This window comes from Rahnella sp. GSA61A, from assembly GCF_019969905.1.
GTDB classification, from domain to species: domain Bacteria; phylum Pseudomonadota; class Gammaproteobacteria; order Enterobacterales; family Enterobacteriaceae; genus Rahnella; species Rahnella aceris.
Map to the genome: position 1 here is coordinate 1 of NZ_JAHXYO010000012.1, position 26,311 is coordinate 26,311.

General features: G+C 54.3%; 26 protein-coding genes. 14 read left to right on the plus strand and 12 right to left on the minus strand.

Annotated features, from left to right (window positions below; genetic code table 11):
- Positions 1–173: 173 nt before the first annotated feature.
- A complete protein-coding gene (gene rcnR / locus LC431_RS15685) occupies positions 174–446 on the minus strand; it encodes a Ni(II)/Co(II)-binding transcriptional repressor RcnR (RefSeq protein ID WP_013575420.1) in 273 nt (90 codons plus the stop codon).
- Positions 447–566: 120 nt separating this feature from the next.
- Between rcnR and LC431_RS15690 the strand changes: the two genes are divergently transcribed.
- From LC431_RS15690 to LC431_RS15705, 4 genes are all read left to right on the plus strand, one after another.
- Complete coding sequence (locus LC431_RS15690; protein ID WP_013575421.1) at positions 567–1,442, plus strand: nickel/cobalt efflux protein RcnA; 876 nt, start codon at positions 567–569, stop codon at positions 1,440–1,442.
- Between the two features lie 105 nt (positions 1,443–1,547).
- Positions 1,548–2,528, plus strand: a complete 981-nt coding sequence (locus LC431_RS15695; RefSeq protein ID WP_223510066.1) for an alpha/beta hydrolase — start codon at positions 1,548–1,550, stop codon at positions 2,526–2,528.
- A 48-nt stretch (positions 2,529–2,576) separates the two neighbouring features.
- Positions 2,577–3,506, plus strand: a complete 930-nt coding sequence (locus tag LC431_RS15700; RefSeq protein ID WP_013575423.1) for a LysR family transcriptional regulator — start codon at positions 2,577–2,579, stop codon at positions 3,504–3,506.
- Positions 3,507–3,595: 89 nt separating this feature from the next.
- The gene (locus LC431_RS15705) at positions 3,596–4,093 is read left to right on the plus strand and encodes a DUF2501 domain-containing protein (protein ID WP_112152218.1); all 498 of its coding nucleotides are present in this window, start codon (positions 3,596–3,598) and stop codon (positions 4,091–4,093) included.
- Positions 4,094–4,714: 621 nt separating this feature from the next.
- On the opposite strand, the gene nth is transcribed toward LC431_RS15705, so the two are convergent.
- From nth to LC431_RS15755, 10 genes are all read right to left on the minus strand, one after another.
- Positions 4,715–5,353, minus strand: coding sequence for an endonuclease III (gene nth, locus LC431_RS15710; RefSeq protein WP_013575425.1), 639 nt, complete (start codon positions 5,351–5,353; stop codon positions 4,715–4,717).
- Complete coding sequence (locus LC431_RS15715) at positions 5,346–6,044, minus strand: electron transport complex subunit E (protein WP_013575426.1); 699 nt, start codon at positions 6,042–6,044, stop codon at positions 5,346–5,348. Before LC431_RS15715 ends, nth begins: the two co-directional genes overlap by 8 nt.
- On the minus strand, positions 6,037–6,669 hold the full coding sequence (gene rsxG, locus LC431_RS15720) for an electron transport complex subunit RsxG (protein WP_013575427.1): 633 nt from the start codon (positions 6,667–6,669) through the stop codon (positions 6,037–6,039). Before rsxG ends, LC431_RS15715 begins: the two co-directional genes overlap by 8 nt.
- 9 nt (positions 6,670–6,678) lie before the next feature.
- Positions 6,679–7,731, minus strand: coding sequence for an electron transport complex subunit RsxD (gene rsxD / locus LC431_RS15725; protein WP_013575428.1), 1,053 nt, complete (start codon positions 7,729–7,731; stop codon positions 6,679–6,681).
- On the minus strand, positions 7,732–9,837 hold the full coding sequence (rsxC, locus tag LC431_RS15730; RefSeq protein ID WP_223510067.1) for an electron transport complex subunit RsxC: 2,106 nt from the start codon (positions 9,835–9,837) through the stop codon (positions 7,732–7,734).
- Between the two features lies 1 nt (position 9,838).
- Positions 9,839–10,405, minus strand: a complete 567-nt coding sequence (gene rsxB / locus LC431_RS15735; RefSeq protein ID WP_013575430.1) for an electron transport complex subunit RsxB — start codon at positions 10,403–10,405, stop codon at positions 9,839–9,841.
- The gene (rsxA, locus tag LC431_RS15740) at positions 10,405–10,986 is read right to left on the minus strand and encodes an electron transport complex subunit RsxA (RefSeq protein WP_013575431.1); all 582 of its coding nucleotides are present in this window, start codon (positions 10,984–10,986) and stop codon (positions 10,405–10,407) included. The genes rsxB and rsxA overlap by 1 nt, the downstream gene beginning before the upstream one ends.
- Before the next feature lie 40 nt (positions 10,987–11,026).
- Positions 11,027–11,467, minus strand: coding sequence for a DUF2569 domain-containing protein (locus LC431_RS15745; protein WP_013575432.1), 441 nt, complete (start codon positions 11,465–11,467; stop codon positions 11,027–11,029).
- A 159-nt stretch (positions 11,468–11,626) separates the two neighbouring features.
- Positions 11,627–12,994 (minus strand): anaerobic C4-dicarboxylate transporter DcuC, encoded by a 1,368-nt coding sequence (gene dcuC / locus LC431_RS15750; RefSeq protein ID WP_223510068.1) that lies wholly within the window; start codon positions 12,992–12,994, stop codon positions 11,627–11,629.
- Between the two features lie 316 nt (positions 12,995–13,310).
- Positions 13,311–14,519 (minus strand): FAD-dependent oxidoreductase, encoded by a 1,209-nt coding sequence (locus tag LC431_RS15755; RefSeq protein ID WP_223510069.1) that lies wholly within the window; start codon positions 14,517–14,519, stop codon positions 13,311–13,313.
- Between the two features lie 307 nt (positions 14,520–14,826).
- Between LC431_RS15755 and LC431_RS15760 the strand changes: the two genes are divergently transcribed.
- The 6 genes from LC431_RS15760 (at position 14,827) to LC431_RS15785 (ending at position 20,985) form a co-directional block, all read left to right on the plus strand.
- Complete coding sequence (locus LC431_RS15760; RefSeq protein ID WP_223510070.1) at positions 14,827–15,540, plus strand: FadR/GntR family transcriptional regulator; 714 nt, start codon at positions 14,827–14,829, stop codon at positions 15,538–15,540.
- Positions 15,527–16,705 (plus strand): aminotransferase class I/II-fold pyridoxal phosphate-dependent enzyme, encoded by a 1,179-nt coding sequence (locus LC431_RS15765; RefSeq protein ID WP_013575436.1) that lies wholly within the window; start codon positions 15,527–15,529, stop codon positions 16,703–16,705. Before LC431_RS15760 ends, LC431_RS15765 begins: the two co-directional genes overlap by 14 nt.
- A gap of 60 nt (positions 16,706–16,765) precedes the next feature.
- On the plus strand, positions 16,766–18,046 hold the full coding sequence (locus tag LC431_RS15770) for a sugar ABC transporter substrate-binding protein (protein WP_013575437.1): 1,281 nt from the start codon (positions 16,766–16,768) through the stop codon (positions 18,044–18,046).
- Positions 18,047–18,109: 63 nt separating this feature from the next.
- Complete coding sequence (locus LC431_RS15775; RefSeq protein ID WP_013575438.1) at positions 18,110–19,033, plus strand: carbohydrate ABC transporter permease; 924 nt, start codon at positions 18,110–18,112, stop codon at positions 19,031–19,033.
- Between the two features lie 10 nt (positions 19,034–19,043).
- Positions 19,044–19,886 carry a carbohydrate ABC transporter permease gene (locus LC431_RS15780; protein ID WP_013575439.1) on the plus strand — a complete coding sequence of 281 codons (843 nt, stop codon included), beginning with the start codon at positions 19,044–19,046 and terminating at the stop codon, positions 19,884–19,886.
- A 4-nt stretch (positions 19,887–19,890) separates the two neighbouring features.
- Positions 19,891–20,985, plus strand: a complete 1,095-nt coding sequence (locus LC431_RS15785) for an ABC transporter ATP-binding protein (RefSeq protein ID WP_013575440.1) — start codon at positions 19,891–19,893, stop codon at positions 20,983–20,985.
- A gap of 46 nt (positions 20,986–21,031) precedes the next feature.
- Here the strand turns inward: LC431_RS15785 and LC431_RS15790 are convergent, their stop codons facing one another.
- Positions 21,032–22,324, minus strand: coding sequence for an MFS transporter (locus LC431_RS15790; protein WP_013575441.1), 1,293 nt, complete (start codon positions 22,322–22,324; stop codon positions 21,032–21,034).
- 140 nt (positions 22,325–22,464) lie between these two features.
- Between LC431_RS15790 and LC431_RS15795 the strand changes: the two genes are divergently transcribed.
- From LC431_RS15795 to LC431_RS15810, 4 genes are all read left to right on the plus strand, one after another.
- Complete coding sequence (locus LC431_RS15795; RefSeq protein WP_223510071.1) at positions 22,465–23,364, plus strand: LysR family transcriptional regulator; 900 nt, start codon at positions 22,465–22,467, stop codon at positions 23,362–23,364.
- Between the two features lie 167 nt (positions 23,365–23,531).
- Entirely contained in the window at positions 23,532–24,755 is a 1,224-nt protein-coding gene (locus tag LC431_RS15800; RefSeq protein WP_223510072.1) for an ROK family transcriptional regulator, read from the plus strand.
- A gap of 323 nt (positions 24,756–25,078) precedes the next feature.
- Entirely contained in the window at positions 25,079–25,765 is a 687-nt protein-coding gene (gene bioD, locus LC431_RS15805; RefSeq protein ID WP_013575444.1) for a dethiobiotin synthase, read from the plus strand.
- A gap of 39 nt (positions 25,766–25,804) precedes the next feature.
- Positions 25,805–26,308: a hypothetical protein gene (locus tag LC431_RS15810; protein ID WP_041673134.1), complete on the plus strand. Its 504-nt coding sequence runs from the start codon at positions 25,805–25,807 to the stop codon at positions 26,306–26,308.
- Positions 26,309–26,311 lie beyond the last annotated feature (3 nt).

Below are 26,311 nucleotides of genomic sequence, written 5' to 3' on the forward strand. Positions count from 1 at the left end.
GGGGGCAGTGAGATTGATAATACCGAGAGCTTGTGAAAGTTCCATTTAAAAAGGGTCCATGATGAGCATGAACCCTTTTTACACGAGCCACCGGATCGGTCAACTGATCCTTAAACGATCGGCATTAGGGGCTTCGGCCCCTTTTGGCGTGATCAGACCTGCGGCACAGGAGGTTATTTCACGTAAGAATTCAGCACGCTCAGTACGACGTCCAGATCGGCCTCACGTTTCACAACATCTTCTTCATGAACAATATGCTCAGTCAGATGGCCTTTAATCACTTCCCGCATCAGGCCATTCACCGCGCCGCGGATCGCGGCAATTTGTTGCAGAACAGCCGCGCATTCATGGGGCTCATCCAGCATTTTATTTAACGCCGCCACCTGACCCTGAATTTTGCTGGTACGGGCTTTCAGCTTCTGTTTATCGCGAATGGTATGGGACATCTCACTTCCTCCGTGACACCAATGACGGCGCGATCATATCATTTTGTGGATACTGGGGGGGTGTATTTAATACTGGGGGGGAGTAGAATCCCAGCGCCTACCTTATCGGGAATCATTAACATGAATGACTTTTCTACCCTTTTACAGCAGGGAAATGCGTGGATCTTTATACCCAGCGCCATATTGCTGGGGATTTTGCACGGGCTTGAGCCCGGCCATTCGAAAACCATGATGGCCGCCTTTATCATTGCGATTAAAGGCACTGTCCGGCAGGCTATTTTACTGGGGCTGGCGGCCACGGTTTCGCATACTGCGATTGTCTGGATCATCGCGTTTGGCGGCATGTATCTCAGCAACCGGTTCACCGCAGAGGCTGTCGAGCCGTGGTTGCAACTGGTGTCTGCGGTCATCATCCTGGGCACGGCGGCATGGATGTTCTGGCGTACATTTCGTGGTGAACAACTCTGGAAGAAGGAGCACGCGCACGGGCATCATGCTGATCATGACCATCATCACGGACATTCCCGCACGCATGCGAATGTTCAGCGTCACGTTCAGCCCCGGGGACTTAATAACCTGCGCGGCATGAAGCGTATCAGCCTGTCGCCGCAGGAATATCAGGACGCCCATGAACTGGCGCACGCCAGCGATATTGAGCGGCGCTTTGCCAGCACGGAAGTGACTAACGGGCAGATTTTATTTTTCGGTCTGACCGGCGGGCTGATCCCGTGCCCGGCCGCCATTACCGTGCTGCTGATCTGCATCCAGCTTAAACAACTGGCGCTGGGAGCGACGATGGTAGTGTGTTTCAGCATCGGACTGGCGCTGACGCTGGTAACTGTAGGCGTGGCGGCTGCCGTCAGTGTCCGCCAGGCGGCTAAACGCTGGAGCGGTTTAAACACGCTGGCGCGCCGGGCGCCTTATTTTTCCAGTGTGCTGATCGCGCTGGTGGGGATTTATATGGGTATTCACGGGGTTATGGGCTTAACCTCCTAAAAAATCTTAACGTAATCAGTCATAAGCAATAACAATTCAGACTTTTTAAAACCGGCTCAAGGCGTTATAAATGACGGGATGATAAACGGATAAATGGATCCCGCCATGAAAACTGCCCACCTTGTTGACCCCGAACTGCGCCCGTTACTGGATCTGATGCCAGAACGCGTGCTTGCAGCCTCCGTTCTGCCTGCCATGCGCGAGCAACGTCAGACGGCGGCGCTGGAAAGTCTGTTACAGGATGACGGGTTGCCGGTAACGGTTAGTCAGCATCACATTTCAGGTGGCGAAAATGCGCCAGCGGTGCGTGTCGTGGTGATTTCGCCGCAGCATGAACGGAAAGGCCGGATGGGTATTCTGCATATTCACGGTGGCGGTTATGTGCTGGGCAGCCCTGAACAGTCGATGCCGCTGACCCGCCCGACGACGGCACAGCACGACTGCGTCATTGTATCGGTGGATTACCGTCTCGCGCCGGAAACGCCATTCCCCGGCCCGCTGGAAGATTGTTATGCGGCGCTGATCTGGATGACTGCACAGGCAGAGGCGTTGGGTATTGACCCTGCACATATCGGTGTGATGGGTGACAGCGCCGGTGCCGGGCTGGCGGCCTCTCTGGCGCTGCTGACCCGCGATCGGGGCGGTCCGACACTGGCGTTTCAAAACCTGATGTATCCGATGCTCGACGACCGCACTGTGACCGATCCCAACCCGAATCCGGTGACCGGCGAATTCTCCTGGACGCGCGAGGACAACCGTTTCGGCTGGCACGCCTACCTCGGTCACGAAGCCGGTTTGCCGGATATTTCCTGCTACGCTGCGGCTGCCCGCGCAGAGGATCTGAGCGGATTACCACCGGCCTGGATTGGCGTCGGCTCAATTGATTTGTTCCTCGATGAAAACATCGACTATGCCCGCCGGTTAATCCGCGCTGGCGTGCCGGTGGAATTCAGCATCTATCCGGGCGGATTCCACGGTTTCAACGGCGATCCGGCCTATGCACTGGCCCGTCGCGCCCGCAAACAACGTCAGGATGCCTTAGCCGGTTTTAATCCGCTGCGTCATTATCATGACTTTGGCTTATAATCAGCAGCAATCGATAAGGCATAACAACCGGCTGAATTAGAAAATAAATTGGATATCAAACAACTTATCTATCTCTGTAACCTCGAACGCGAACGGCATTTTGGCAGGGCGGCGGAAGCCAGCTTTGTCAGCCAGCCGACGCTGTCGATGCGTCTCAAAAACCTCGAAAAAGAGCTCGACCTGAATCTGATCAATCGCGGTAATAACTTCGAAGGTTTTACCGCAGAAGGTCTGCGGGTGCTGAGCTGGGCGCGGGAAATCGTGGCTGTCTATGAAGGCCTGAAACTGGAAGTCGAATCGCTGAAACAGGGCATGAGCGGGACCTTGCGTATCGGCGTGATGCCGCAATGCAGCGTGTCGCTGGCACAACTGATTAAGGCGGTCAGCGAAGCGCATCCGGGACTGGATTACCGCGTGGCAGAAGTCAGTGCTGATCAGTTGATTGAAGCGCTGAGCAGCCATTCGGTGGATGTCGGTATCGGTTTCTTTGAGTTCTCGACGCTCAATGAGCTGCGCTTCCAATTGGTGCCGCTCGATGACGGCGGAGTTGATGTGGTGTATCACCCGGATCATTTTCCGCAGTTACAGGGCATTGAACGGATAACCGCCGAACAGGTTGCCGCGCTGCCGTTGTGTCTGTCTGAACCGAGCCGCTATTTCCGCCGGTATCTGGATAATTTCTTCCGCCAGGCCGGACTTGAGCTGCATCCGCGGCTGGAAAGCACGTCTATTTTCCAGCTGATGCAGGGCGTGTTTGTCGGAATTGGCTGTGCGCTGGTGCCGCGTGGACATCTGATTGATGAAATGCATCCTGCACTGAAACGTTGCCCGCTGGATATCACGCCGATGAGTCGTCACGCCGCGCTGGTCGTCGCCGAAGCGGGCAGGGCAACGCCGCTGGCGCAGCATTTCTTCACCGCCGCCGGGCTTTGGCTGGCGCAGCAGGCGCTTAACAAGTCGTCAAATGTGGCGCAATAAAGACGTTCTGTCCGGTATTCCTATTGATGTAATGAAACTTTCAGCCCAAGCTTTGCCGCAATACTTATGTGAAATGGATGGAGTAAGACATGAAAACATTGAAAGCCGTTGTTCTGGCGTTGGCCTCTGCGGGTATTTTGCTTTCAGCAGGTGCACAGGCCTCGAATAATCTTCTGGGACAACTGCAGCAGGCCGCCAACGAAGGACTGAATGGCACCAGCAGCAAAACCGGTTCTGCCGGTACCACATCTTCGCTGACCTCGCTGCTCAGTGGCGGCGACAGTGCCCTGACGTCGACCAGCGCGAACAACGTCGCAGGTGTGTTGCAGTACTGCGTGAAGAACAACGTACTTTCCAAAGCCAGCACTGAGAATGTGAAAGATCAGTTGCTGAGCAAGCTGGGCATCCAGACGGCAGCGGGTGCTGAAAGCCAGGATTATCAGCAGGGGCTGGGTGGTTTGCTGAAAACCGGTAAAGATCAAAGTGTGGATCTGAATAATCTGGGGAGCGGGCTGACGCAGGTGAAAGAGAAAGTGAAAACCAAAGCCTGTGATGTGGTGCTGAAGCAGGCGAAATCGTTTATTTGATTGCAGAGGCCGCTGCAATGGCGGCTTTTAACTTCAAATTCAAATTCAAGGTCAACACCGTGGGCATCGGCCCACACCGACCAGAGACCCGGTAACGCGCGGGCCTCTGGACTCCGCGCTTTTTCACTGCGCGCTCCGCTGGCGCAAGGGACATGTTCTGCTGTATTGATGAGTGGCGCAAATCCAGGTGCTGCGCACTACCTTCTCTCGGTCTTCGAGCCACAGGTCTCGAAGCCGCTCCGTTCAGCTGGATTTTGAGCACGCCATTGAACTCTCTAAAACAGAGTAATTTTGTTTTTTGAATTTAAGATCCTGCGGGCGATTCAGAAAGCTTGCTGAATGAGAGGTTGCAGACCATAGGCTGCAATCCCGAAACGAAGGAACCGCGCAGCGGCAAGATTTCCAGCCTGTCGCTGCGGTTGCTGAAACATAGCCAGCGCGCGGATCACATGTTTGAAAAAGCGAGGGGAGTTCAGAGGGGAAAAGCCTTTCCCCTCTGGTCGGTTTCGGCACGAAAGGCCGTGTGATAACCGTTATTGAGAAACCGAAATTTACTCAATTCTATTTAAAGCTTTTAAAGCCATTTAAAGCCATTTAAAGGGATCCAAAGGGAATCCCCTTTCACTCCGCATAAACCTTCTCTTTACTCTCGCACAAATCTTCGATCAAACATGACCCGCACCGCGGCTTACGTGCAATGCAGGTATAGCGGCCATGCAGGATCAGCCAGTGGTGGCAGTCGAGCTTGAACTCGGCCGGAACCACTTTCAGCAATTTCTCTTCGACGTCATCCACGGTTTTACCCGGCGCGAACTTCGTGCGGTTACAGACGCGGAAAATATGCGTATCCACGGCAATGGTCGGCCAGCCGAAGGCGGTATTGAGCACTACGTTGGCGGTTTTGCGGCCAACGCCAGGCAGCGCTTCAAGCGCGGCGCGGTCTTCCGGCACTTCACCATGGTGTTTTTCCAGCAAAATACGGCAGGTTTTAATCACGTTCTCCGCTTTGGCATTAAACAGGCCAATGGTTTTGATGTATTCCTTTACGCCGTCCACGCCAAGCGCCAGAACCGATTCCGGCGTGTTGGCGACCGGATACAGCTTTGCTGTCGCCTTGTTCACGCTGACATCGGTAGCCTGCGCAGAAAGTAATACCGAAATCAGCAGTTCGAACGGGGTGGTGTACACCAGTTCGGTAGTGGGATGCGGATTGTTATCGCGCAAACGGCTGAGAATTTCGGTGCGTTTTTCCTTATTCATGAACGCTTCCCTTTGGCAGACTTTCTTCCGCCACAACGTGCTGTGCCGCTTGCCGTGCTTTCATACGCTGATCAATCAGATATTTGCCGGCCAGCAGCAGACCGAGGCCGATAAATGCGCCCGGCGGTAACATCGCCAGCAGGAACGGGTTATCCAGATGCAGCACTTCGACGCGCAGCACTTTCGCCCAACTGCCGAGCAACAAATCAGCGCCATTGAACAGCACGCCGCTGCCGAGAATTTCACGCATTGAACCCAGCACAAACATTGCGCAGGTTGCCCCGAGACCGGTCATGGCACCGTCGAGGGCGGCCAGATGGATCGGGCTGCTGGCGGCACAGGCTTCGGCACGTCCGACCACAATACAGTTGGTCACAATCAGCGGAATAAAAATCCCCAGCGCCTGATACAGACCGAACGCGTAGGCGTTGATCAGCATCTGCACGGTACTGACCACCGAGGCGATAATCAGCACGTAAATCGGGATGCGGATTTCATCCGGGATCCACTTACGGAATGCGGAAATCATGGCGTTGGTACAGGTCAGCACCAGCGTGGTCGCCAGCCCTAAACCGAGGGCATTGGTGGCAGTCGACGTCACGGCCAGCAGCGGACAAAGCCCCAGCAACTGCACCAGCGAGGAGTTATTGGTCCACAGACCCTGAACGATTATCTTTTTGGCTTCACTCATCACGGGCTCCACAAGGGGTGAGGTGGGAAAGCTGAGACGGTACCGTCCCGATAAACAGCGCCGTACGTTTTACCGAGCGGACGACGGCGCGCGGTGTAATGGTCGCACCGGTAAACTGATCAAACATACCGCCGTCTTTCTTCACCGCCCAGCGCTCATCGCTTGCACCATTGACGGTCTGATTGGCGAAATGTTTGATCCAGTCGGAAATGCGCACTTCAATTTTGTCACCCAGCCCCGGCGTTTCGTGCTGTTCCAGCACGCGGGAACCGTAAACTTTGCCATGAAAATCAGCCGCCACCAGCAACTGAATCGCACCGGAATAGCCGTCAGGCGCGGTGGTTTCAACCACGGCAGCCACCGGCTGACCATTTTTGCGCGCCAGATACAGACGGTGCGGTGCCATGCTGCCAAGTGACTCGTCAGTGACGTTGTAACATTCGTTTTGCATGTCGTTGTCGTACACGCTGGCCGGGATCACCTGATCAAACAGCGTTTTTTGCTGTAACAGCGCCTGATGTTCAATGGTCGGCTTGGTCATCAGGTTGACCAGTGCCGTCATACCGGTCATCAGTGCGCCAAAGAAAGCCAGAATCAGGCCGTGGCGTCGCATTGTAGCTAACATAATTCTTCCTCAGCGATGCCCGTAAACACGTGGTTGTGTGTAGTGATCAATCAGCGGCACGGTGATATTGGCCAGTAAAACGGCAAAAGCGACACCATCCGGATAACCGCCGTAACTGCGGATCAGCCACACCAGTAAACCAATCAGTCCCCCAAAAATCAGGCGGCCTTTCGGGGTGGTGGATGCTGTCACCGGATCCGTGGCAATAAAGAACGCGCCCAGCATCGTCGCGCCGGAGAACAGTCCGATCAGCGGTGAAGGATAGTTTTCCGGTGCCAGACCCCACGCGATACCCGCGCAAATGACCAGCATGCCTAACATGGCGGCCGGAATATGCCAGCTGATGATTTTGCGCCACATCAGGAACAGACCACCGGCCAGGAATCCGAGGTTAATCCACTGCCAGCCGAGACCGGCCAGTGTGCCGCTAAACAGCGGCGTCCCGAGGATCTGATCGGCGGTATGGCCGGAGCGCAAACCGGTTTTAAATGCATCCAGTGGTGTCGCCTGCGTCACGCCATCCACGTTCATGTTCAACTGATACGCGGTCAGATCCTGACTGTTATGGCCGGTGAAAATGGTCAGCAGCGTGTCGGTGAATCCGACGTGATGATGCTGTAAAACATCCGGCGGCAGCCAGGTTGTCATCTGAACCGGGAAAGAAATCAGCAGCACCACATAACCTACCATGGCCGGGTTAAACGGATTCTGACCAAGACCCCCGTAAAGTTGTTTGGCGATGATGATGGCGAAAATCGTGCCGAGCACCACCATCCACCACGGGCCCAGCGGCGGCAGGCTGATACCCAGCAAAACGGCTGTCAGCAGGGCACTGTTATCGCCCAGGCGTTTTTTCACTGGCAGTTTGCGCAACTGTAACACCGCGCCTTCTGCCAGCAGGGCAATGACGATAGCCAGCGTCAGCTGAATCAGCGTGCCGTAACCGAAGAACCAGACCTGAGCGAGCAGGCCGGGAATACACGCCAGAATCACCATCATCATGATGGTACTGGTGTTCTGGCGATTATGCGTAAAAGGTGAACTTGCAATCCTGAAGGCCATCTATTCCTCGTTCGACATTGTCTGAGCGGCTTTACGGGCCTTAACTCGGGCGATCGCAGCCGCTACAGCGGCTTTGCGTGGATCGCTTTCTTGTTGTGATGTTTCTTTTTCTTCCGGTTCAGCGTCCTGCGCTTCACTCAGCGCAGCGGCTTTTTTGGCTTTGGCACGCGCGATGGCAGCCGCCACCGCCGCCTTGCGTTTGTCGTCTGCGGAAGGCTGTGCAGGTGACGTTGTCACGTTTTCTTCAGTGCCCGCAGGTTGCGCAGCAGCGGCCTTTTTGGCTTTCACGCGGGCAATGGCGGCGGCGACAGCAGCTTTGCGATCGTCGTCAGCGGAGGGCTGTGGTGCAACGTTCAGTTCGCTTTCTTTGGCTTCCACGACAACGCCGTTATTACCGGCTTTCTTCGCTTTCACGCGGGCAAGAGCGGCTGCCACGGCGGCCTTACGATCGTCTTCTGCAGATGGCGGCGTTTCAGGCACCGGCTCAGAAGCCACCGGGATTTCCTGCTCAGCGGCGGCTTTCTTCGCTTTCGCACGGGCAATGGCAGCGGCCAGCGCCGCTTTGCGCGGATCGGCTTCGGCCTGTTGTTCCGTGGCCTTTTCAGCGACAGGTACTTCTTTTGCTGCGACGTCGTCCAGCTTCACTGCCGCTTTCTGATGTTTCTCTTCACGCGCTAATTTCTCACGTTCCATACGCGCCTGTTTGGCTTCGAAACGGGCTTTGGCTTCGGTGGCCCGGGCAGTCTCTGCATCGATGGCGCGGATTTCGGCCTTTTCCTGACGGTAATATTGCACCAGCGGAATATTGCTCGGACAGACATACGCACAGGCGCCGCATTCGATGCAGTCGAACAGATTATGCTTGCGCGCTTTTTCGTGTTCTTCACCTTTACTGAACCAGTAAAGTTGCTGAGGCAGTAAACCGGCCGGACAGGATTCCGCGCACAGGCTGCAACGGATACAGGCTTCTTCCGGCTCCGGCTGACCCAGTTCGGCGTCAGACGGCGCGAGCAGACAGTTGGAAATTTTGACCACAGGCACATTGAGCGATGGCAGGGTGAAGCCCATCAGCGGGCCGCCCATAATCACCATCTTTTTATCGCCCTGCGGTTGTAACTGGCCTTCCTGCATCAGGTGTTCAATCGGCGTGCCCAGACGCGCCCAGACGTTACCCGGTTTTGCCATCGCTTCGCCGGTCAGCGTGACCACGCGTTCGATCAACGGTTCGCCGTCAATGATTGCGCGTTTAATGGCAAACACGGTGCCGACGTTTTGCATCAGTACGCCGATGGACGACGAGTGATGGCCTTTCGGCACTTCGAGGCCGGTCAGGATTTTGGTCAGCTGTTTGGCACCGCCGGACGGGTATTTGGTCGGAATGACCCGCAGTTCGAAACGCACTCCGTCGGAGATTTCAGCGCTGATCGCGGCTTTAAGCGCGGCAATCGCTTCAGGTTTGTTGTCTTCGATGCCGATCAGCACCCGTTCAGGATGCAACATGTGGCAGAGGATGCGCGTGCCCTGGAGAATTTCCATGGCATGTTCCTGCATCAGCCGGTCATCGGCAGTGATGTAAGGCTCACATTCGGCCGCGTTGAGGATCAGTGTGCGGGTCGATGTCAGGCCACCGGCTAATTTGCTGGCGGTCGGGAAGCCTGCGCCACCCAGCCCGGCAATACCGGCCTGACTGATGCGCTGATTCAGTTCATCAGCAGAAAGCTGGCGGTAATCGGCAATGAATTCGCGTTCGCACCAGGTATCAAGGCCGTCGGCTTCAATCAGCACACAGAGTTCTTTCAGACCGGAAGGGTGCGCGGTGATGTGCGGTTCGATGGCCGTGATCACGCCCGACGTCGGCGCGTGAACCGGCACGGTACGGCCACGGCCAGTGGTCAGCGGCTGACCTTTTAACACAGGGTCGCCGGCTTTCACACACAGCTCGCCTTCAGGGCCAAGGTGTTGCTGAAGGGGGATGATAAAGCGCTCAGGCAGCGGCACGTTGCGCAGCGGAACGTGGCTCGACTGAGTCTTCATTTCCGGCGGATGAATACCGCCGTCGAAGTCCCAGACTTTGTCTTTTTTGAGCGCCGCAAACAGATTAAACATGTTACTCCGCATGGATGACCTGAACCGGAATGGATTTCAAATCCCACTTCCAGTTTGCGGTGGTAGTTTTTACTGGCAGCATTTCGATGCAGTCCGTCGGGCACGGCGCGACGCACAGGTCACAGCCGGTACATAAATCAGTAATCACGGTGTGTACGGCGCGGGTGGCACCCACGATGGCATCCACCGGACAGGCCTGAATACACTTGGTGCAGCCGATGCAATTGCTCTCGTCGATATAGGCGACTTTACGCACCGGTACAGCAGCCGCGGCGTCTTCACCCATCGGCTGCGGCTCAACGTTAAGCAAGGTCGCCAGCTTGAGCATGACGGCTTCGCCGCCCGGCACGCATTTATTGATGTTGTCACCATTGGCGACCGCTTCGGCGTAAGGCTTGCAGCCGGGATAGCCACATTGCGCACACTGGCTTTGCGGCAGGATATCGTCAATCTGATCGACAACCGGGTTGCCTTCCACGGCAAAGCGGCGCGAGGCGTAACCCAGCAGCAGGCCAAAAACCAGCGCCAGAGCGGTCAGCGCGCCAATCGCTACCCATAATTCAAACATTAGAATTTCACCAGACCTGTGAAGCCCATAAAGGCTAATGACATCAGGCCAGCCGTGACCAGCGCAATCGAAGAACCTTTGAACGGTGCCGGGACGTCAGCCACCACCAGACGTTCACGGATAGCGGCAAACAGCACCATCACCAGCGAGAAGCCCAGTGACGCGGCGAAACCGTACAGCGCAGATTGCATAAAGTTGAATTGCTGGTTGATGTTCAGCAGCGCCACGCCGAGCACAGCGCAGTTGGTGGTGATAAGCGGCAGGAAGATGCCCAGCAGGCGGTACAGAGACGGGCTGGTTTTGCGCACCACCATTTCGGTGAACTGTACAACAACCGCAATCACCAGAATAAAGGCCATAGTGCGCAGATAGACCAGCCCCAGCGGCATCAGAACGAAAGTGTTGACGATCCACGAGCAGATATTCGACAGGGTGATCACAAATGTGGTGGCGAGACCCATACCGATAGCGGATTCCAGTTTTTTGGAAACGCCCATAAATGGGCACAGGCCAAGAAACTTAACCAGTACGAAGTTATTTACCAGCACAGTGCCGACAAAAAGTAATAAATAAGAGGTCATGACAATTGCCCGGACATAATAAACATTAAAAACCTCAGGGTTATTCCGTGAAGGTTTCTTTTACCCGCAGTGAGCGCTTGAAATAAGGCACAAAGACGGCGGCGGCCAATAAAGGTAACAATAAGTTACGCACGGCCAAATCATCGGTAACCGGTGAGAATGCAAAGGCTTTTACCGCCAGAAGTACTGTGCACAATAACCAGATAATATACATTTTGGGTAACACGCTGGCGCGCTTACAGAATTGCAGCAATACCGCGACGGTAAATAACCCCATCGCTAACGTGGTCACCACCGAGAAATACCATTGCAGGGTAAATGCCTGGGAGTTGGTGATGAGATATTCGCGCGATTCCGGCATAAATAACGCCATTGAAAACAGAAACAGCATTAATACCACGCTCAGCAGCGTCACAATCAGATACGCCATCGGGGCCAGTAGCCACCCGCCAATACGTTTATAACCCGGATTATTCAACATAAAAGCTTTTCTCACGCTGGTTTTGCTATCAAATCAGCACAGGGAAACTTCCCCGACCTTCAAGGCGCAGTAGCTTAACCTGTGAGAGGCATTCTCGTTATCGTATTTATGTGATCAATGATCCCCTTCGCTCAGGAAGGGGATTTAAATAGAAAGGCTTTAATGCACCGGCACCAGAATTTCGGTGGCGACAATTACCACAATCAGGCCAACCAGCACGGGAACGGACGTGCGTTTGACGACTTCGAAAGGCGATATTTTTGCCATACCGGCCACGGCCACTATGACGCCCGAAACAGGGGAAATAGTGCGACCCAGGTTCGATGCCTGCAACATCGGGATGACCAGATATTCCGGGTTGATGCCCATTTTCGCGGCCAGTTTTGGGATAAGTTCGACGAAGGCGTAAAACGAAGCATTACCGGAGCCGGTGGTCATGGCGGCGAGCACGGTGATCACCACCAGCATCAGCATCATGACGATGCTGCCGGAGCCAAAGTTTTGCGCCAGTCCTATCAGGCTGCTGATGAACCCGACGGTGCTCAGCCCCTGAGCAAACACGCCCGCCGCGACCAGCAGCATCACCACGTTGGCGAATGCATCCGCCATGCCGCGATAAGCCACGTCCAGTCCGGCGAATACCGCTTTGCCGTTACGGTTACGCACGGTTTCAATCAGGGCGGTCAGTAACATACAAATCACCAGAATGGTGATGATATGCAGATTGGGTCCCCATTTACCGTCAAAAATCAGCACACCGATAATCGGCGTGAAAGGCAAAATAGCGTAGAAAGCCGGAGCATTGGTTTCAATGACATCGTCAGCATTGGAATCGACAGCATCTGCCAGTACGGAGGTATCGCGTTTATCCAGATAGCGTTGCCAGAAGAAGTGCGCGACCGCCATCGCCGCGATGGCAGCAATCGAAATCGGCAGGGTGACTTTAAAGGCAAAATCCACCAGCGGCATATTCGCCGCCTGCGCCGCCAGCACCACATCACCTGAGGTAGGGGAAAGAATGATCGCCGCAGGAGACGCACAAATCGCCGCCGCCGCGCCCCGGCTGATGCCGACGTTAACCATAATCGGGAACAACGTTGCCATCAGTAACACGCCCAGACCGGTCGCCGAAGACACGGCCAGGGACATCAGACACGCCAGAATATACGCCGCAACCATCAGAATGTACGGTGAATTGATCATCTGTAACGGGCGCGACGCCAGTTTGACGACCACATCGTTGGCACCAATATGGGTCATGTAGGCTGCGAAACCGCACAGCATCATGATCATCATCCCCAGATCGCCACCGCGGCTCATCAGCAGAATTTTGACGTACTCAACGATATCTGTCGCATTCCAGCCGGTACTTTTGGTGCCTTCCGGCAGGATGCTGTGACCCATGATGGCGCTGATAATCAGCAATAATAAGCCGCCGACCATCAGAACGCCGGTGGGTGAATAGCCTTTAATGATATAGCGGCCGACAAAGACGGCGACTACCAGCCCGATCAGTAATTCCAGCATTATTGTATTCCCCGAGATTAAATTTGGATCCAAGTGAAAGGCGGGCACTTTGCCGAAATAGTTCACCGGGCGTTATGACGCTTATCAATTATGGGTGATGAAAAAGCGGGGAATATTTAAATTTGTGATGCCTGTTCAGAAGAGGATTCGGTACGGCTCCTCCCCCTGCGAAGGGGGAGGCGGGAGGGGGTTTTACGGGCTTACACCGCGTTTGAGCAAACTTCAACTTATTAATTTCGCTTTAATACCCCACCCCAACCCTCCCCTTCGCAGGGGAGGGAGTTGACCGTGCACATCAATACGTTTGCCTGAAAAATCAAAGCTTCGGGATTTCCCGATAAAACCCGACGCCGATGAGGCGTCCAAAAAGGAATGGTATAAATTTCCGCCCGCGCAGCCACGCTTCCAGCCGTGAAGGGGCACGCTTCCTTTGTTTCTGTCCTGCTTTACTGATCATAATCTGTAATGCCTGCGTCGCCCACGTCGGGAACGCGCGGCGGCGCTGGATACGTTTTAAGTGTCGCAGCGTCAGGCGTCCGGCCTTCAGCGGTTCAGTGATGATATTCGCTGTCGCCACCGCATCCTGAATCGCCAGATTCACGCCGACGCCGCCAATCGGTGACATTGCATGTGCCGCGTCGCCGATGCACAGCAGACCCGGTTTAGCCCATTCTTTGAGACGGTCGATGCGGATCACCAGCAAGCGTACGTTTTCCCAGCTGAGAATATCGTCGGCTAAGCGCTGGCGCTCAAACGGCGACACTTCCGCCAGCAGGTCGAGAAAAGGCGCGATACCCTGTGCTTTGAGCGCATCCAGGCTGTCTTTCGGGATCGAATACCCACACTGCCAGTAATCACCCCGGTCGATCATGATGAAGTTTTTCTTTGGCCCGCGATGCCCCATCGACCACTGAGGATCATCCGGACGTTTGGGAATTTTCAGCCATAACACGTCACGTGGCGCGCCATAACGGCGGATTTCCATCCCGGCCTGTTCGCGCACGATGGAATTACGCCCGTCGCAACCGACGACCAGATCCGCATCAAAATGCTGCGTTTCGCCATTCACTTCAGCAAGAACGCCGGATACCTGGCATTTATCCTCCAGCAATGACAGGACCTGCGCGTTATGAATCAGCCGGAAATTGGGCAGTTGCGCAGCCTTGCTGGCGATGAAGTTGAGAAAATCCCACTGCGGCATAAAAGCGATAAATTTGCACTGCGTCGGCAGATGACTGAAATCCGCCAGCGTGGTTTCCTGGCCGTTGATCTCGCCATAAAGCTTTTCAGCGCGCTGATGCGGCAGGGCGAGGAACTCGTCGAGAAAACCCAGTTGCCAGATGATGTCCAGTGTAGACGGATGAATGGTATCGCCGCGAAAATCGCGTAAAAAGTCGCTGTGCTTTTCCAGCACGGTGACGTCAATTCCCTTTCGCGCCAGAAGGTATCCCAGCATTAATCCTGCGGGGCCACCGCCGACGATGCAGCAGGACGCTGCTGCGGAGGATTCAGTGTTCGGTGTCATTCCAACCTGCCTGAGGGGATGAATTTACATGATAACAGTTATCATTTGCACGGATGGGCGTCAATTCATCCCGTGCTACATCACAGAACATTTCCTGCACAGCGTCGTAACAAAACTCCATGTTTTTGCACCACCGCGATCTTGTCGCTGCTTTCCCGTTTGGGATTAAGTTTACTCATTGTGTCTGTAAATCATTCGCTTAACGGTTGTTTTTAAAACTGGCAGACAAATTGCAAAGTGGTCCACAGGTTGAGTTGTTGGGCCAATTAGGGCCGATGTTTGCACAAGCCAAAGTGCGGAGAAGCCAATGAACGGCGAAATAAATTTATTGCATCCGATTGCGCCACAACAAAGCGACACGCTGGTGCTCGATGCACTGACCCGCTATGTGGCGCAGTCCGGCACCCGTATCGGCGAGAAATTGCCGCCCGAGCGCGTGCTGGCCGAAGGGCTGGCGGTGAGCCGTAACACCGTACGCGAGGCGCTGAAACGCTGGGAAGCGCTGGGGATTATCGTGCGCAAAAAAGGCAGCGGCACGTTTTTGCAGTCTGAAATTACCGCCAACGACAGCTTTCTGTCCCTGCGCTTTAAGAATGACTCAGCCACCATGCTTCATGCACTGGAAGTGCGCCGGATCATTGAATGCGAGGCTTCCGCGCTGGCGGCGGTACGTGCGACGGAAAGCGATTTGCTGTTTATCGAACAGAAGCTGGATGTGATGGAAAAAGTCCATCTGAGCGTCGGTTCCGCCGGGGCAGAAGACTGGCAGTTTCACGCGGCAATCTACAGCGCGGCGCACAATCCGCTGCTGCTGCAAATGGTCGGCGGCATTTATGACCTGCTGCATGCCTTTTTTGAATCGCCGCCTGAGCAGGCGCTGTTCAGCGACTCTTTTCCGCTGCATCGCATGTTATTTGAAGCCATTGCGCGCCGTGAACCGGAAAACGCGCGCAGGCTAAGCAACGACATTCTGAACATAACTGAACGTGACATGAAGGAAGTGATCAATGCAGCAAGATGATAAGAGCCAGCCTGTTGAGTTAGGGGAAAACACCCGTTTAGTGCACGACGCCCGCCACGATCGCGGAGCGATTTCGCCGCCCATCTATCAGTCTTCGTTATTCAGTTTCACTGATTATGACAGCATGATTGCCCGTTTTCGCGGCGACAGCGACCATGCTTTGTATTCCCGCGTTGATAACCCGACCGTCGTCGAATTGCAGAAAAAAGTGGCGCAACTCGAAGGCGGCGAAGCTTGTCTGGCGTTCGGCAGCGGCATGGCGGCGATCAGTAACGCCATTCTCAGCGTGGCCGGTCCCGGCGATAAAGTGGTGTGCGTGAATCACGTCTACCCGGACACCTACCGTTTCCTGCGCGGTTTCTGCACCCGTTTTCAGATTGAATCACAGTTTGTCGATGGCGGTTCACTGCCCGCGCTGGAAGAGGCGATGCAGGGCGCGAAACTGCTGTATCTCGAAAGCCCGAACAGTTGGGTGATGGGCGAACAAAATCTGCGGGCCATCGCGGAACTGGCGAAAAAATACGGCGTAATAACGATGATCGACAATAGCTGGGCGTCGCCGATTTTCCAGAAGCCACTGGCTGCGGGCATCGATCTGGTCATTCATTCCGCGTCGAAATACATCAGCGGGCACAGCGACGTGGTCGCCGGGCTGGTGATTTCCAGCCAGGAACGCATCAGCGCCATCAGTCGTTATATCAGCCCGTTTTTAGGCGGCAAACTTTCTGCCAATGAAGCCTGGCTGCTGCTGCGCGGCCTGCGCACGCTGCCGCTGCGTATGCGCCAGCATCACGAAAGTGCGCTGGAACTGGCGCGCCGGTTGCAGGGCTATTCGCGCATCACGCAGGTGAATCATCCGGGACTTGACCCGTTGCCGACTTCCACGCTGACCGGCTACAGCGGTCTGTTCTCCTTTGAGCTGAGCGAAGGCATCGATATTCCGACGTTCTGTAACGCGCTGAATCTGTTCCGTATGGGGGTCAGTTGGGGCGGTTTCGAAAGTCTGGTGATGCCAGCCATTTCTGTGCTGAATCAGGCGGGCGAATTCAACTCGGCAATAGATTTCGGTGTGTCGCCCCGCGTGATCCGCATTTCTATCGGGCTGGAAGAGACCGAAGATTTATGGCGTGACCTGAAAAACGCCATCGAAAGCGCCTGTTCCTGAGGCCTTTGTTCAAAGACCGTTCCTGTGTTCCGACTTTTTTCACCGTGGAGAATCAAGATTATGCGACACCCGAAACGTCATGTGCTCAGCCTGCTGGCGCTCAGCGTCAGCCTGTTTTCCTGCGCCAGTTTTGCCGCCACCAAACTGACGCTGGTGGAAGTGATCACCAGCCCTGCGCGTACTGAAATGCTGCAAAAAATGTTAACCGCTTACAAAACGCAGCACCCTGATGTCGAGATCGACGTGGTGTCGCTGCCGTGGGGACAGGCGTTTGAAAAGCTTGGCACCATGATCCAGAGCGGACAATACCCGGATGTGGTGGAAATGCCGGACACCTGGCAAGGGCTGTATGCCAGTAACGGCATGCTGGCTGATCTCGAACCGCGGCTGAAAGGCTGGTCGGGCACGCCGGATCTGACTGACAAAACACTGACCATGGCGCGTTCTTCCGGCGGCACCGCCACCATGATCCCGTACGGTTTTTATCTGCGGGCGATGTTCTGGAACAAAAAACTCTTCCAGCAGGCGGGTCTGACCGAGGCGCCGAAAACCATGGACGAGTTTATGGCGGATGCGAAGAAAATCAGCGCGCTGGGTAACGGCATCAGCGGTTATTGCATGCGCGGCGGCGTCGGCGGCACGAATGCCTGGATGATGTTTATGGCGGCGATGAACGGCTCGCCGGACTTCTTCGACAAAGAGGGCAACAGCACGCTGACCAAACCTGGTGCGATTAAAGGTGCGCAATTCCTGGTGGATATGTACCAGAAGGGTTATGCGCCAAAAGACAGCGTCAACTGGGGCTTTAACGAAATCGTCTCCGGATTCTATTCCGGTAAATGCGCAATGCTCGATCAGGATCCGGACGCGCTGATCGCCATCAAAAACAGCATGAATCCTGACGATTTCTCGGTCGCGCCAATGCCGCTCGGGCCGAACGGCAAAGCCTATCCGACCATCGGTTATACCGGCTGGTCGATGTTCAAACAGGGCAAACATCAGGATCAAAGCTGGGATCTGATTTCCTTCCTCAGTAACAAAGAAAACAACCTCACCTGGTCGAAATTTGTCGGCACCTTACCGATTTATAAGGGCGCAGAGCAGGATGCGTATTACCACGCGCCTCAGTTTGCAGGCTGGTTTGCCGAGCTGAACAGCCCGGATTACATCCCGCTGACTATGCCAACGCACCTCAAAGGCTGGGGCTATTTCAACTCGGTGATTGTGAAAGACAGTTCGCAGGAAACGCTGCTCGGCCAGAACGACACCGAAAGCATGGTGAAAGACTGGGCGAAATACCTGACCAAAGAACAGAAAGCCTGGCTGGCTGCGCAAAAGTAAACCGGATAACTCCGGCGCGAATCTGCTGCCGGAGTTCGATATTCTTCTCAACGGAGACGCGTCATGATGTTGGAAGTTTCACCGCCAGACACCGCTGCCGTGCCGCGCTTCCCGCGTTTGCGGGCGCTGCTGGAACCCTGGGTTTATCTCAGCCCGACGCTGGTGCTGATCGGCCTGTTTATCTTTGTTCCGATGGCCATCGGCATTTCCTATGCTTTTCAGAACATCCAGTTGCTTAACCCTTTCGATACCGGCTGGGTCGGGCTGGATAACTTCCGCACCATGTTTGATGACCGGCATTTCTATGCTGCGCTGCGCCATACCTTCAACTGGACACTGACTTCACTGGTGTTGCAGTTCGCGCTGGGGCTGGGGTTAGCCTTATTGCTCAACCGTGAGTTTCCCGGCCGCCGCTGGGTGCAGGCGCTGGTGTTTCTGCCGTGGGCGGTTCCGGCGTTTCTCTCCGGCCTGACCTGGGCGTGGTTGCTCAATCCGGTGATTGGCGTACTGCCTTACTGGCTGGCTGATCTGCATATCATTTCCGAGCCGTACAATATTCTGTCTGATCCGCAACTGGCGCTGTACGGCCCGGTGGTGGCCAACGTCTGGTTCGGCATTCCGTTTTTCGCCATAACGTTGCTGGCGGCGTTGCAGTCGATTCCGAAAGATTTGTACGAAGCGGCGGCAATGGACGGGGCGACCGGCTGGCAGCAGTTTCGCAAAGTTACACTGCCGTTTCTGGCACCGATGATTGCCATCACGGTGATGCTGCGCACCATCTGGATTGCGAATTTCGCCGACCTGATTGTGGTGATGACTGACGGCGGCCCTGCGAATTCCACCTCGATTCTGTCGAGTTTCATCTTCACCACTGCGTACCGCAAACTCGACTTTGGTTATGCGTCGGCGATGGCGGTGTTCCTGCTGGTGCTGATGACGCTTTACGCGCTGGTTTTACTGCGCATCCGCCATCAGTTGCTGAAATAAGGAGGCTCATATGAACGCATTGTCATTCAACGCGTGGCTGCGCAAGGGCGGACACCGGCTGGGGATTTTGTTTTACCTGGTGTTCGCGCTGTTCCCGATTTACTGGCTGATCAAAATCTCAATCACACCGGACAAACTGCTCTACAGCGAAGGCGTGCGGATGTGGCCGGGTGAGATGACGCTGACACATTTTCAGCGGGTGTTTACGGAAAGCCAGTTTCCACTGTATTTCTTCAACAGTCTGATTGTGTCATTCGGCACGGCATTTCTGACCACGATCATTGCTGCCGGTGCCGGCTTTGCGTTTTCCCGTTTCAGTTTTCGCGGCAAAACGGTGATGGCCGCGCTGCTGCTGTTTACGCAGATGTTCCCGCTGGTGATGATCCTCGCGCCAATTTACAAAGTAATGGCACCGCTCGGCCTGACCAACAGCCTGCTGGGGCTGGTGCTGATTTACACCGCCTTTAACGTCCCTTTTGCCACGTTCCTGATGCAGTCGTTTTTCGACAGCATTCCGAAGGATCTGGAAGAGTCCGCGATGCTGGAAGGGTGCAGCCGCTTTATGGCGCTGCGCAAAGTCATCATCCCGCTGACGTTACCGGGCATGGCGGCAACGTTAGGTTTCGTGTTTACCGCCGCGTGGAGCGAATTGTTGTTCTCGCTGATGCTCATCAACAAAAACGAGGTGATGACGTTCCCGGTTGGCTTACTCAGTTTTGTGTCGAAATTCGCGGTTTCATGGGGCGACATGATGGCGGCGGCCGTGCTGGCGCTCATTCCTGCCTGTCTGTTCTTTGCGTTCATTCAGCGTTACCTGGTTCAGGGGCTGACTGCGGGTGCGGTTAAAGGATAATTTTATGGCTCAGATTACGATTTCCGATCTTCAAAAACGTTACGAAAATGTCGAAGTGTTGCGACATATCAACCTGACCATTAAAGACGGCGAGTTTGTGGTGCTGGTCGGGCCGTCCGGTTGCGGTAAATCGACCCTGCTGCGCACCATCGCCGGGCTGGAACTGGCGACGGCGGGGGACATTCATATTGGTTCGCGTCTGATGAATCAGGTGGCGCCGAAAGACCGTGACATTTCAATGGTATTCCAGAGTTATGCGTTGTATCCGCACATGACCGTGGCGCGCAACATGGGCTTCAGCCTCGAAGTGCAAAAACGCCCGAAAGCGGAGATTGAGGCTGCGGTAAATAAAGCTGCCGATATCCTCGGGCTGACTGCGCTGCTGCATCGCCGCCCGAAAGAGCTTTCCGGCGGGCAGCGTCAGCGGGTGGCAATGGGCAGGGCAATCGTGCGCGAACCGCAGGTGTTTTTGTTCGATGAACCGCTTTCCAACCTGGATGCGCAGTTACGCGGGCAGATGAGGATTGAAATCAAAAGCCTGCATCAGAGAATGAAAAACACCATTGTTTATGTGACGCACGATCAGGTCGAAGCCATGACGCTCGCCGACCGTATCGTGGTGCTTAATCATGGCCTGATCCAGCAGGTCGGCACGCCGCTGGAACTGTACGACACACCGGCCAATAAATTCGTTGCCAGCTTTATCGGGTCGCCTTCAATGAATTTCATCAACGGCACACTGGAACTGGGTGATTCTGCACCGCAGTTACGGATTACGCCGGAATTAACGCTGCCGGTGGATCCTTCAATCATGAATCTGCAAAGTGGTTCAGAGGTGATTTATGGCGTCCGCCCTGAAGCCATTGTGCTGTGCGAAGAGGGTGCGCCGGGCGCCGTGCCGCTGGACATCACGCTGATTGAACCGACCGGTCTGAGCGAACTGATCCACGGTAAATTTGGCCGTGAAAGCCTGAGTGTTTACAGCATGGTGAGATCGGGTGCCGCGCCAGGGGATCGCGTGTGGGTACAGATTGATACTGCACGAATGCAGTTGTTTGAGGGAGATAGCCAGCGGCGGATGGGGAAATTAGGGGAGTAGATTTTGGGTTTGCTCCTCCCCCTGCGAAGGGTGAGGAGCAAACCAGTTAAACCGCTTTCGCCTCAGATAAGCTCATCAGCTTAAAGCCGACACCGACACCGGCAATCAGCATCAAACTGATAAACCCGGTAATCCCGTACCAGCCAAATGAGTGCCAGAAGAATCCGCCTGATGTCCCGGCGACGCTCGACCCTGCGTAATAACTGAAAAGGTATAACGAGGAAGCCTGTCCTTTTGCGCGGCGTGCACGACGCCCGATCCAGCCGCTGGCGACGGAGTGGGCGGCGAAGAACCCGCCGGTAACCAGGATCATACCGATGAAAATCAGCCAGACCGGCGAGAAGGCGGTGATCAAAATCCCCAGCAGCATGAGCGCTGTTGCGCCGATCAGCACCGGGCCGCGGCCATAAACACCGGTCAGCGCACCGGCTTTCGGCGAGCTGTAGGTGCCCATCAGATAGACCACAGAGATAATGCCGACAATCGCCTGGCTCAGATTGTAGGGCGATGAAAGCAGACGGTAACCGATGTAGTTAAACATGGTCACGAAACTCCCCATCAGCAGGAAACCTTCGGCGAAAAGTAGCGGCAAGCCGCTGTCGCGCCAGTGCAGCTTGAAGTTAATCAGCAGCTTGCGTGGTTTCAGCGAGCTTGCCCGGAAATGTTTTGACGGCGGCAGAATGCGCCAGAACATAATTGCCGCCGCGAAAGCGAAGAAACCAACGACGGCAACGGCGATACGCCAGGAGAAGAAATCCGTCAGCACGCCGCTGACTAAACGTCCGCTCATGCCGCCGATAGAATTTCCGCTGATGTATAAGCCCATCGAGAAAGCGACCACGCTCGGGTGGATTTCCTCACTGAGATAAGTCATGGCGACTGCCGCCACGCCGCTCAGCGACAGGCCGATCAGCGCACGCATGATGAGAATGCCATCCCAGCTTTGCATAAAGGAACAGACCAGCGTGCAGCCCGCAGCGAGAAATAACGCCACCACCATTACTGATTTACGCCCGACGGCATCAGAAACTGGCCCGGTGAACAGCAGGCCAATCGCCATTAAACCGGTGGACAACGACAACGACAGGCTGCTGGTGGCCGGTGAAACGCCGAAATCATGCGACAACACCGGCAGAATTGGCTGGACGCAATACAGCAGGGCAAACGTCGCCAGACCCGCTGAAAACAGCGCAAGGGTGACGCGGATAAATTGCGGCGTACCACGTTTGATAAAAGGAGTTTTAAGTCCGGAGCGGGCGACGGGGGTTTCAGGATTTAACTCGTCGTCGTTAACTGAATCACTGGCTGGTGCAGCGGAAATCCGCCGGGAGGTTTTCACTGGAAGTCCTTAATACGGGGGCTGTAAAACTTAATTTTAAAATGTATAAGAATTTTAACGCTGCGAGGTTTATTGTCTAATATATTAATCAGTCAAAAACGATATGTTTAAAGTATCAATCGGGCGAATTAATCCACATCATGAACCACATCGAACTGCGTCATTTACGTTATTTCATCGCTGTTGCCGAGGAACTGCATTTTGGCCGGGCAGCGGAACGTCTGCACATGTCCCAGCCGCCGCTGAGCCAGCAAATTCAGGCGCTGGAAACCCATCTCGGCGCCGCGCTGTTTTACCGCAACAACCGCAGCGTGCGGCTGACGCAGGCGGGACAGGCGTTTCTGCCGGAAGCCCGGCAGATTTTGCAGCGTGTCGGTGAGGCGTCCGCTCAGGCGGCACGCATTCATCGCGGCGAGTCTGGCAATCTGACCCTCGGGCTGACCTCTTCGGCACCGTTTTTACGTCGTGTTTCCCGCACCTTGCACCGTTTTCGTCTGACCTATCCGGATGTCAATATTCGCATTGAGCAGCTCAACAGCAAACAGCAGATCGAACCGTTACTGGAGGGAAAACTGGATCTGGGCATTATGCGTAATGGCGAGTTACCGGAGGAGCTGGAACACCATCTTGTGCTGTCCGAGCCGCTGATTGCTGTGGTGCACAAAGACCATCCGCTGAATGAGCTTAAAGAGGGTGAACTGACTTTTCAGCACCTTGCCGATCAGCCTTTTGTGTTTTTCTCCAAAGATGTCGGCACGTCGCTTTACGACGATATACTCGGCCAGCTCAAAGTGCAGGGGATCACGCCGTATATCACTCAGGAAGTCGGCGAACCGCTGACCATTATCGGCCTGGTCGCGGCCGGTCTCGGGGTGTCAATTTTGCCCGCTTCTTATCTGCGTATTCAGGTTGAAGGGGTGAGGTATTTGCGATTTGGCACACTGCAGGGCACGACAGAGCTTTGGCTGGTGAATCACGCACGGCGTCCTGCGACTGCCGCAGCCCGGGCATTTATGGATTTGTTGTTACACGAAGAATAAGGAGGCGAAGTCAGAAGATGCTGTATTTCCAGTCAATTCTGAGCGTGTTTTCGCGCAATTTGTGCACCAAATCACATAACGAATCAAATAGTTGACGACATATAACAAAAACTCCAACATAGCCCTAATCTTTATTTTGAAGCGCGAAAATAACAGGAGTTCCTTGAGTGATCCCCGACGGGCAACCAGGACATATAGATCAGATAAAACAAACCAATGTCGGTGCTGTGTACCGCCTGATAGATCAGTTTGGTCCTATTTCGCGCATTGAATTGTCAAAAAAAGCACAACTGGCTCCTGCCAGTATCACCAAGATAGTTCGTGAGTTAATCCAGGCGCATCTGGTGCTGGAAACTGAATTTCAGGATCCCGGTAGCCGCGGGCGTCCGGCCATTGGTTTAGCGCTCGATACGCAGGCCTGGCATTATCTTTCAGCACGTATCAGCCTCGGTTCCATTACCCTGGGTCTGCGTGATCTCAGCAGTAAACTGGTGGTAGAAGAAGTCCTCCCGCTGCCGGAACAGGCGTCGCAACCTCTGCTTAAACGTATTATTTCGGAAATCGATCAGTTTTTTATCCGTCATCAGCGCAAACTCGAACGTCTCACCGCCATCGCCATTACCTTACCGGGCATGATCGACGCACGGCGTGGCATTGTGCACCGCATGCCGTTTTATCATGACGTGTTTGATATGCCGCTGGGCGACACGCTGTCTGAGCACACCGGTTTGCCGGTGTATGTGCAGCACGATATCGGTGCCTGGACGCTGGCCGAGTTGCTATACGGTGCCTCCCGGGGCTGTAAAAATGTGGTACAGGTGGTGATTGATCACAACGTCGGAGCCGGGGTGATCACGGGCGGGCGCGTGTTGCACGCGGGCAGCAGCAGTGTGGCGGAAATCGGCCATACGCAGGTCGATCCTTACGGCAAGCGCTGTTATTGCGGCAATCACGGTTGCCTTGAAACTGTCGCCAGCACTGACAGCATTCTTGATCTGGTTCGTCAGCGGTTAAAGGTCCCGGTTCCGGCCAGCTTACTGCATGGTGTGTCGCTGACTATCGAGGCCGTGTGTGATGCAGCAAACCGTGGCGATCAGCTAGCGCGTGATGTGATCATCAGCGTCGGACAAAGCGTTGGACGCATTCTGGCGATCATGGTCAATCTGTTTAATCCGGAGAAAGTGCTGATCGGCTCACCGCTGAATTTATCTCAGGATATTCTCCATCCCGCGATAATGTCCTGTATTCAGCAGCAATCGCTTCCCGCCTATAGCGAAAATATCAAACTTGAATCGACACAATTCTATAATCAGGGAACGATGCCCGGCGCGGCGTTAGTGAAAGATGCGTTATATAGCGGATCCCTGTTAATTAAATTACTGCAAGGCTAATATCCTGCAAAATTGAAGTTACTTCTGCATTGGCTGCATTTGTTCGCCCGAATCCTTGATCTTCGTCAGCGCATCGGGACTTTCTTCCTTGCCGCCCTGTCGTAATTTCCATTAATTGGGATATATCATTAACCTGTGTTCGTAAATAAAAAAATATAAGCCCTCGGCATTAACTGCATGGACAGTCAACAAAACATTGCGCTAACGCAAACCGCTCTCATCCCGCATCGCCTAGACTTTCTGTCGTGACTTTGTCTCTGGCGGTGTGTTCTTACCGGAGACTATCTTTCAATAAGACGGAGAGATCCCGGAGCCTGAATTCCATGTTAACGCACTTTTTCGTCACGGGTACGGATGCCCGTGTAGGTAAAACCATTGTCACACGTGCCTTGCTTCAGGCTTTAGCCGCGCAGGATCGCTGCGTTTTAGGCTATAAACCTATTGCAACAGGCAGCCAGGAGCTGGCCGACGGGGTTCGAAATAAAGATGCGGTAACGCTCCAGCAGTCATCTTCAATTTCTTATCCTTTTAATAAAATAACTCCGCTGGCATTAGCTGATGAAGATATTTATGCCAGCCAGGTCCCTGAAAATGTTTTTGAAATAATGACTAACGGTCTTAATTTCATGCGTAAGGAGGCTGACTCCGTTGTAGTGGAAGGGTGCGACGGCTGGAGAACATTGATCACACCGCATCTTTTATATTCGGACTGGGTCCGCCAGCAAAATATGCCGGTAGTATTAGTGGTAGGTATTCAGGAAGGTTGTGTCAGCCATGCGTTATTAACCGCGCAGGCGATTATTGCGGATGGTTTACCACTGCTTGGTTGGGTGGCGAACCGCATTAATCCCTGTCTGGCTCACTACCAGGAAACGATTGATGCGCTCAGCGTCAATATTTCCGCACCGCTGCTCGGTGAAATTCCGTATTTACCTCGTGCGGAAAGCCGCGATATGGCGAAGTTTATCGACCTGTCCAGCTTTAACCTGGAAATGGTGATTAAAGTATGAGGCTGACGGTTTTTTAAAATTTATCATGGATGGAATTAAGTGCCTGAAAAACAGCAATATTCAAAATTGAACAGCATGTTGCTTAAACGCAAAATGATGAAAGTGATCGACCCTAAATGTGTCGATCAGGAACCCGCTAATCCGTTATATGTTTATGAAGTTATCCGTCAGGCGGCGGGAAATTATAAACTTGTTAATATAATGGATCCTCAACGCACCCTTGTACCAAATGGAGGTGGCTGGGTGTTTGCTATCATGGATGATGCTCCGGGGGCTGTTATTTGCGGCAAGGCAGATTATCAAAATGTCCATGGACATACTTCTCTTACGGGTATCTGTGAACATAAAAAGGGGGGAGTGATAATAGAAAGGGAACGCGGAGTTTATTTCGCTGGTGAGCTCGTATTTAGTGCCGGGCGACTGACGCGCTGGACTAATGGTAGTGGACATTTTGCTCCCTCCCGGTCATTGGCTTTTTCCAACTTATTAGCCCCCGTACGCCTCACTTTACCCATCCATTTATTCAGGCCAGAGGACGCATAATCG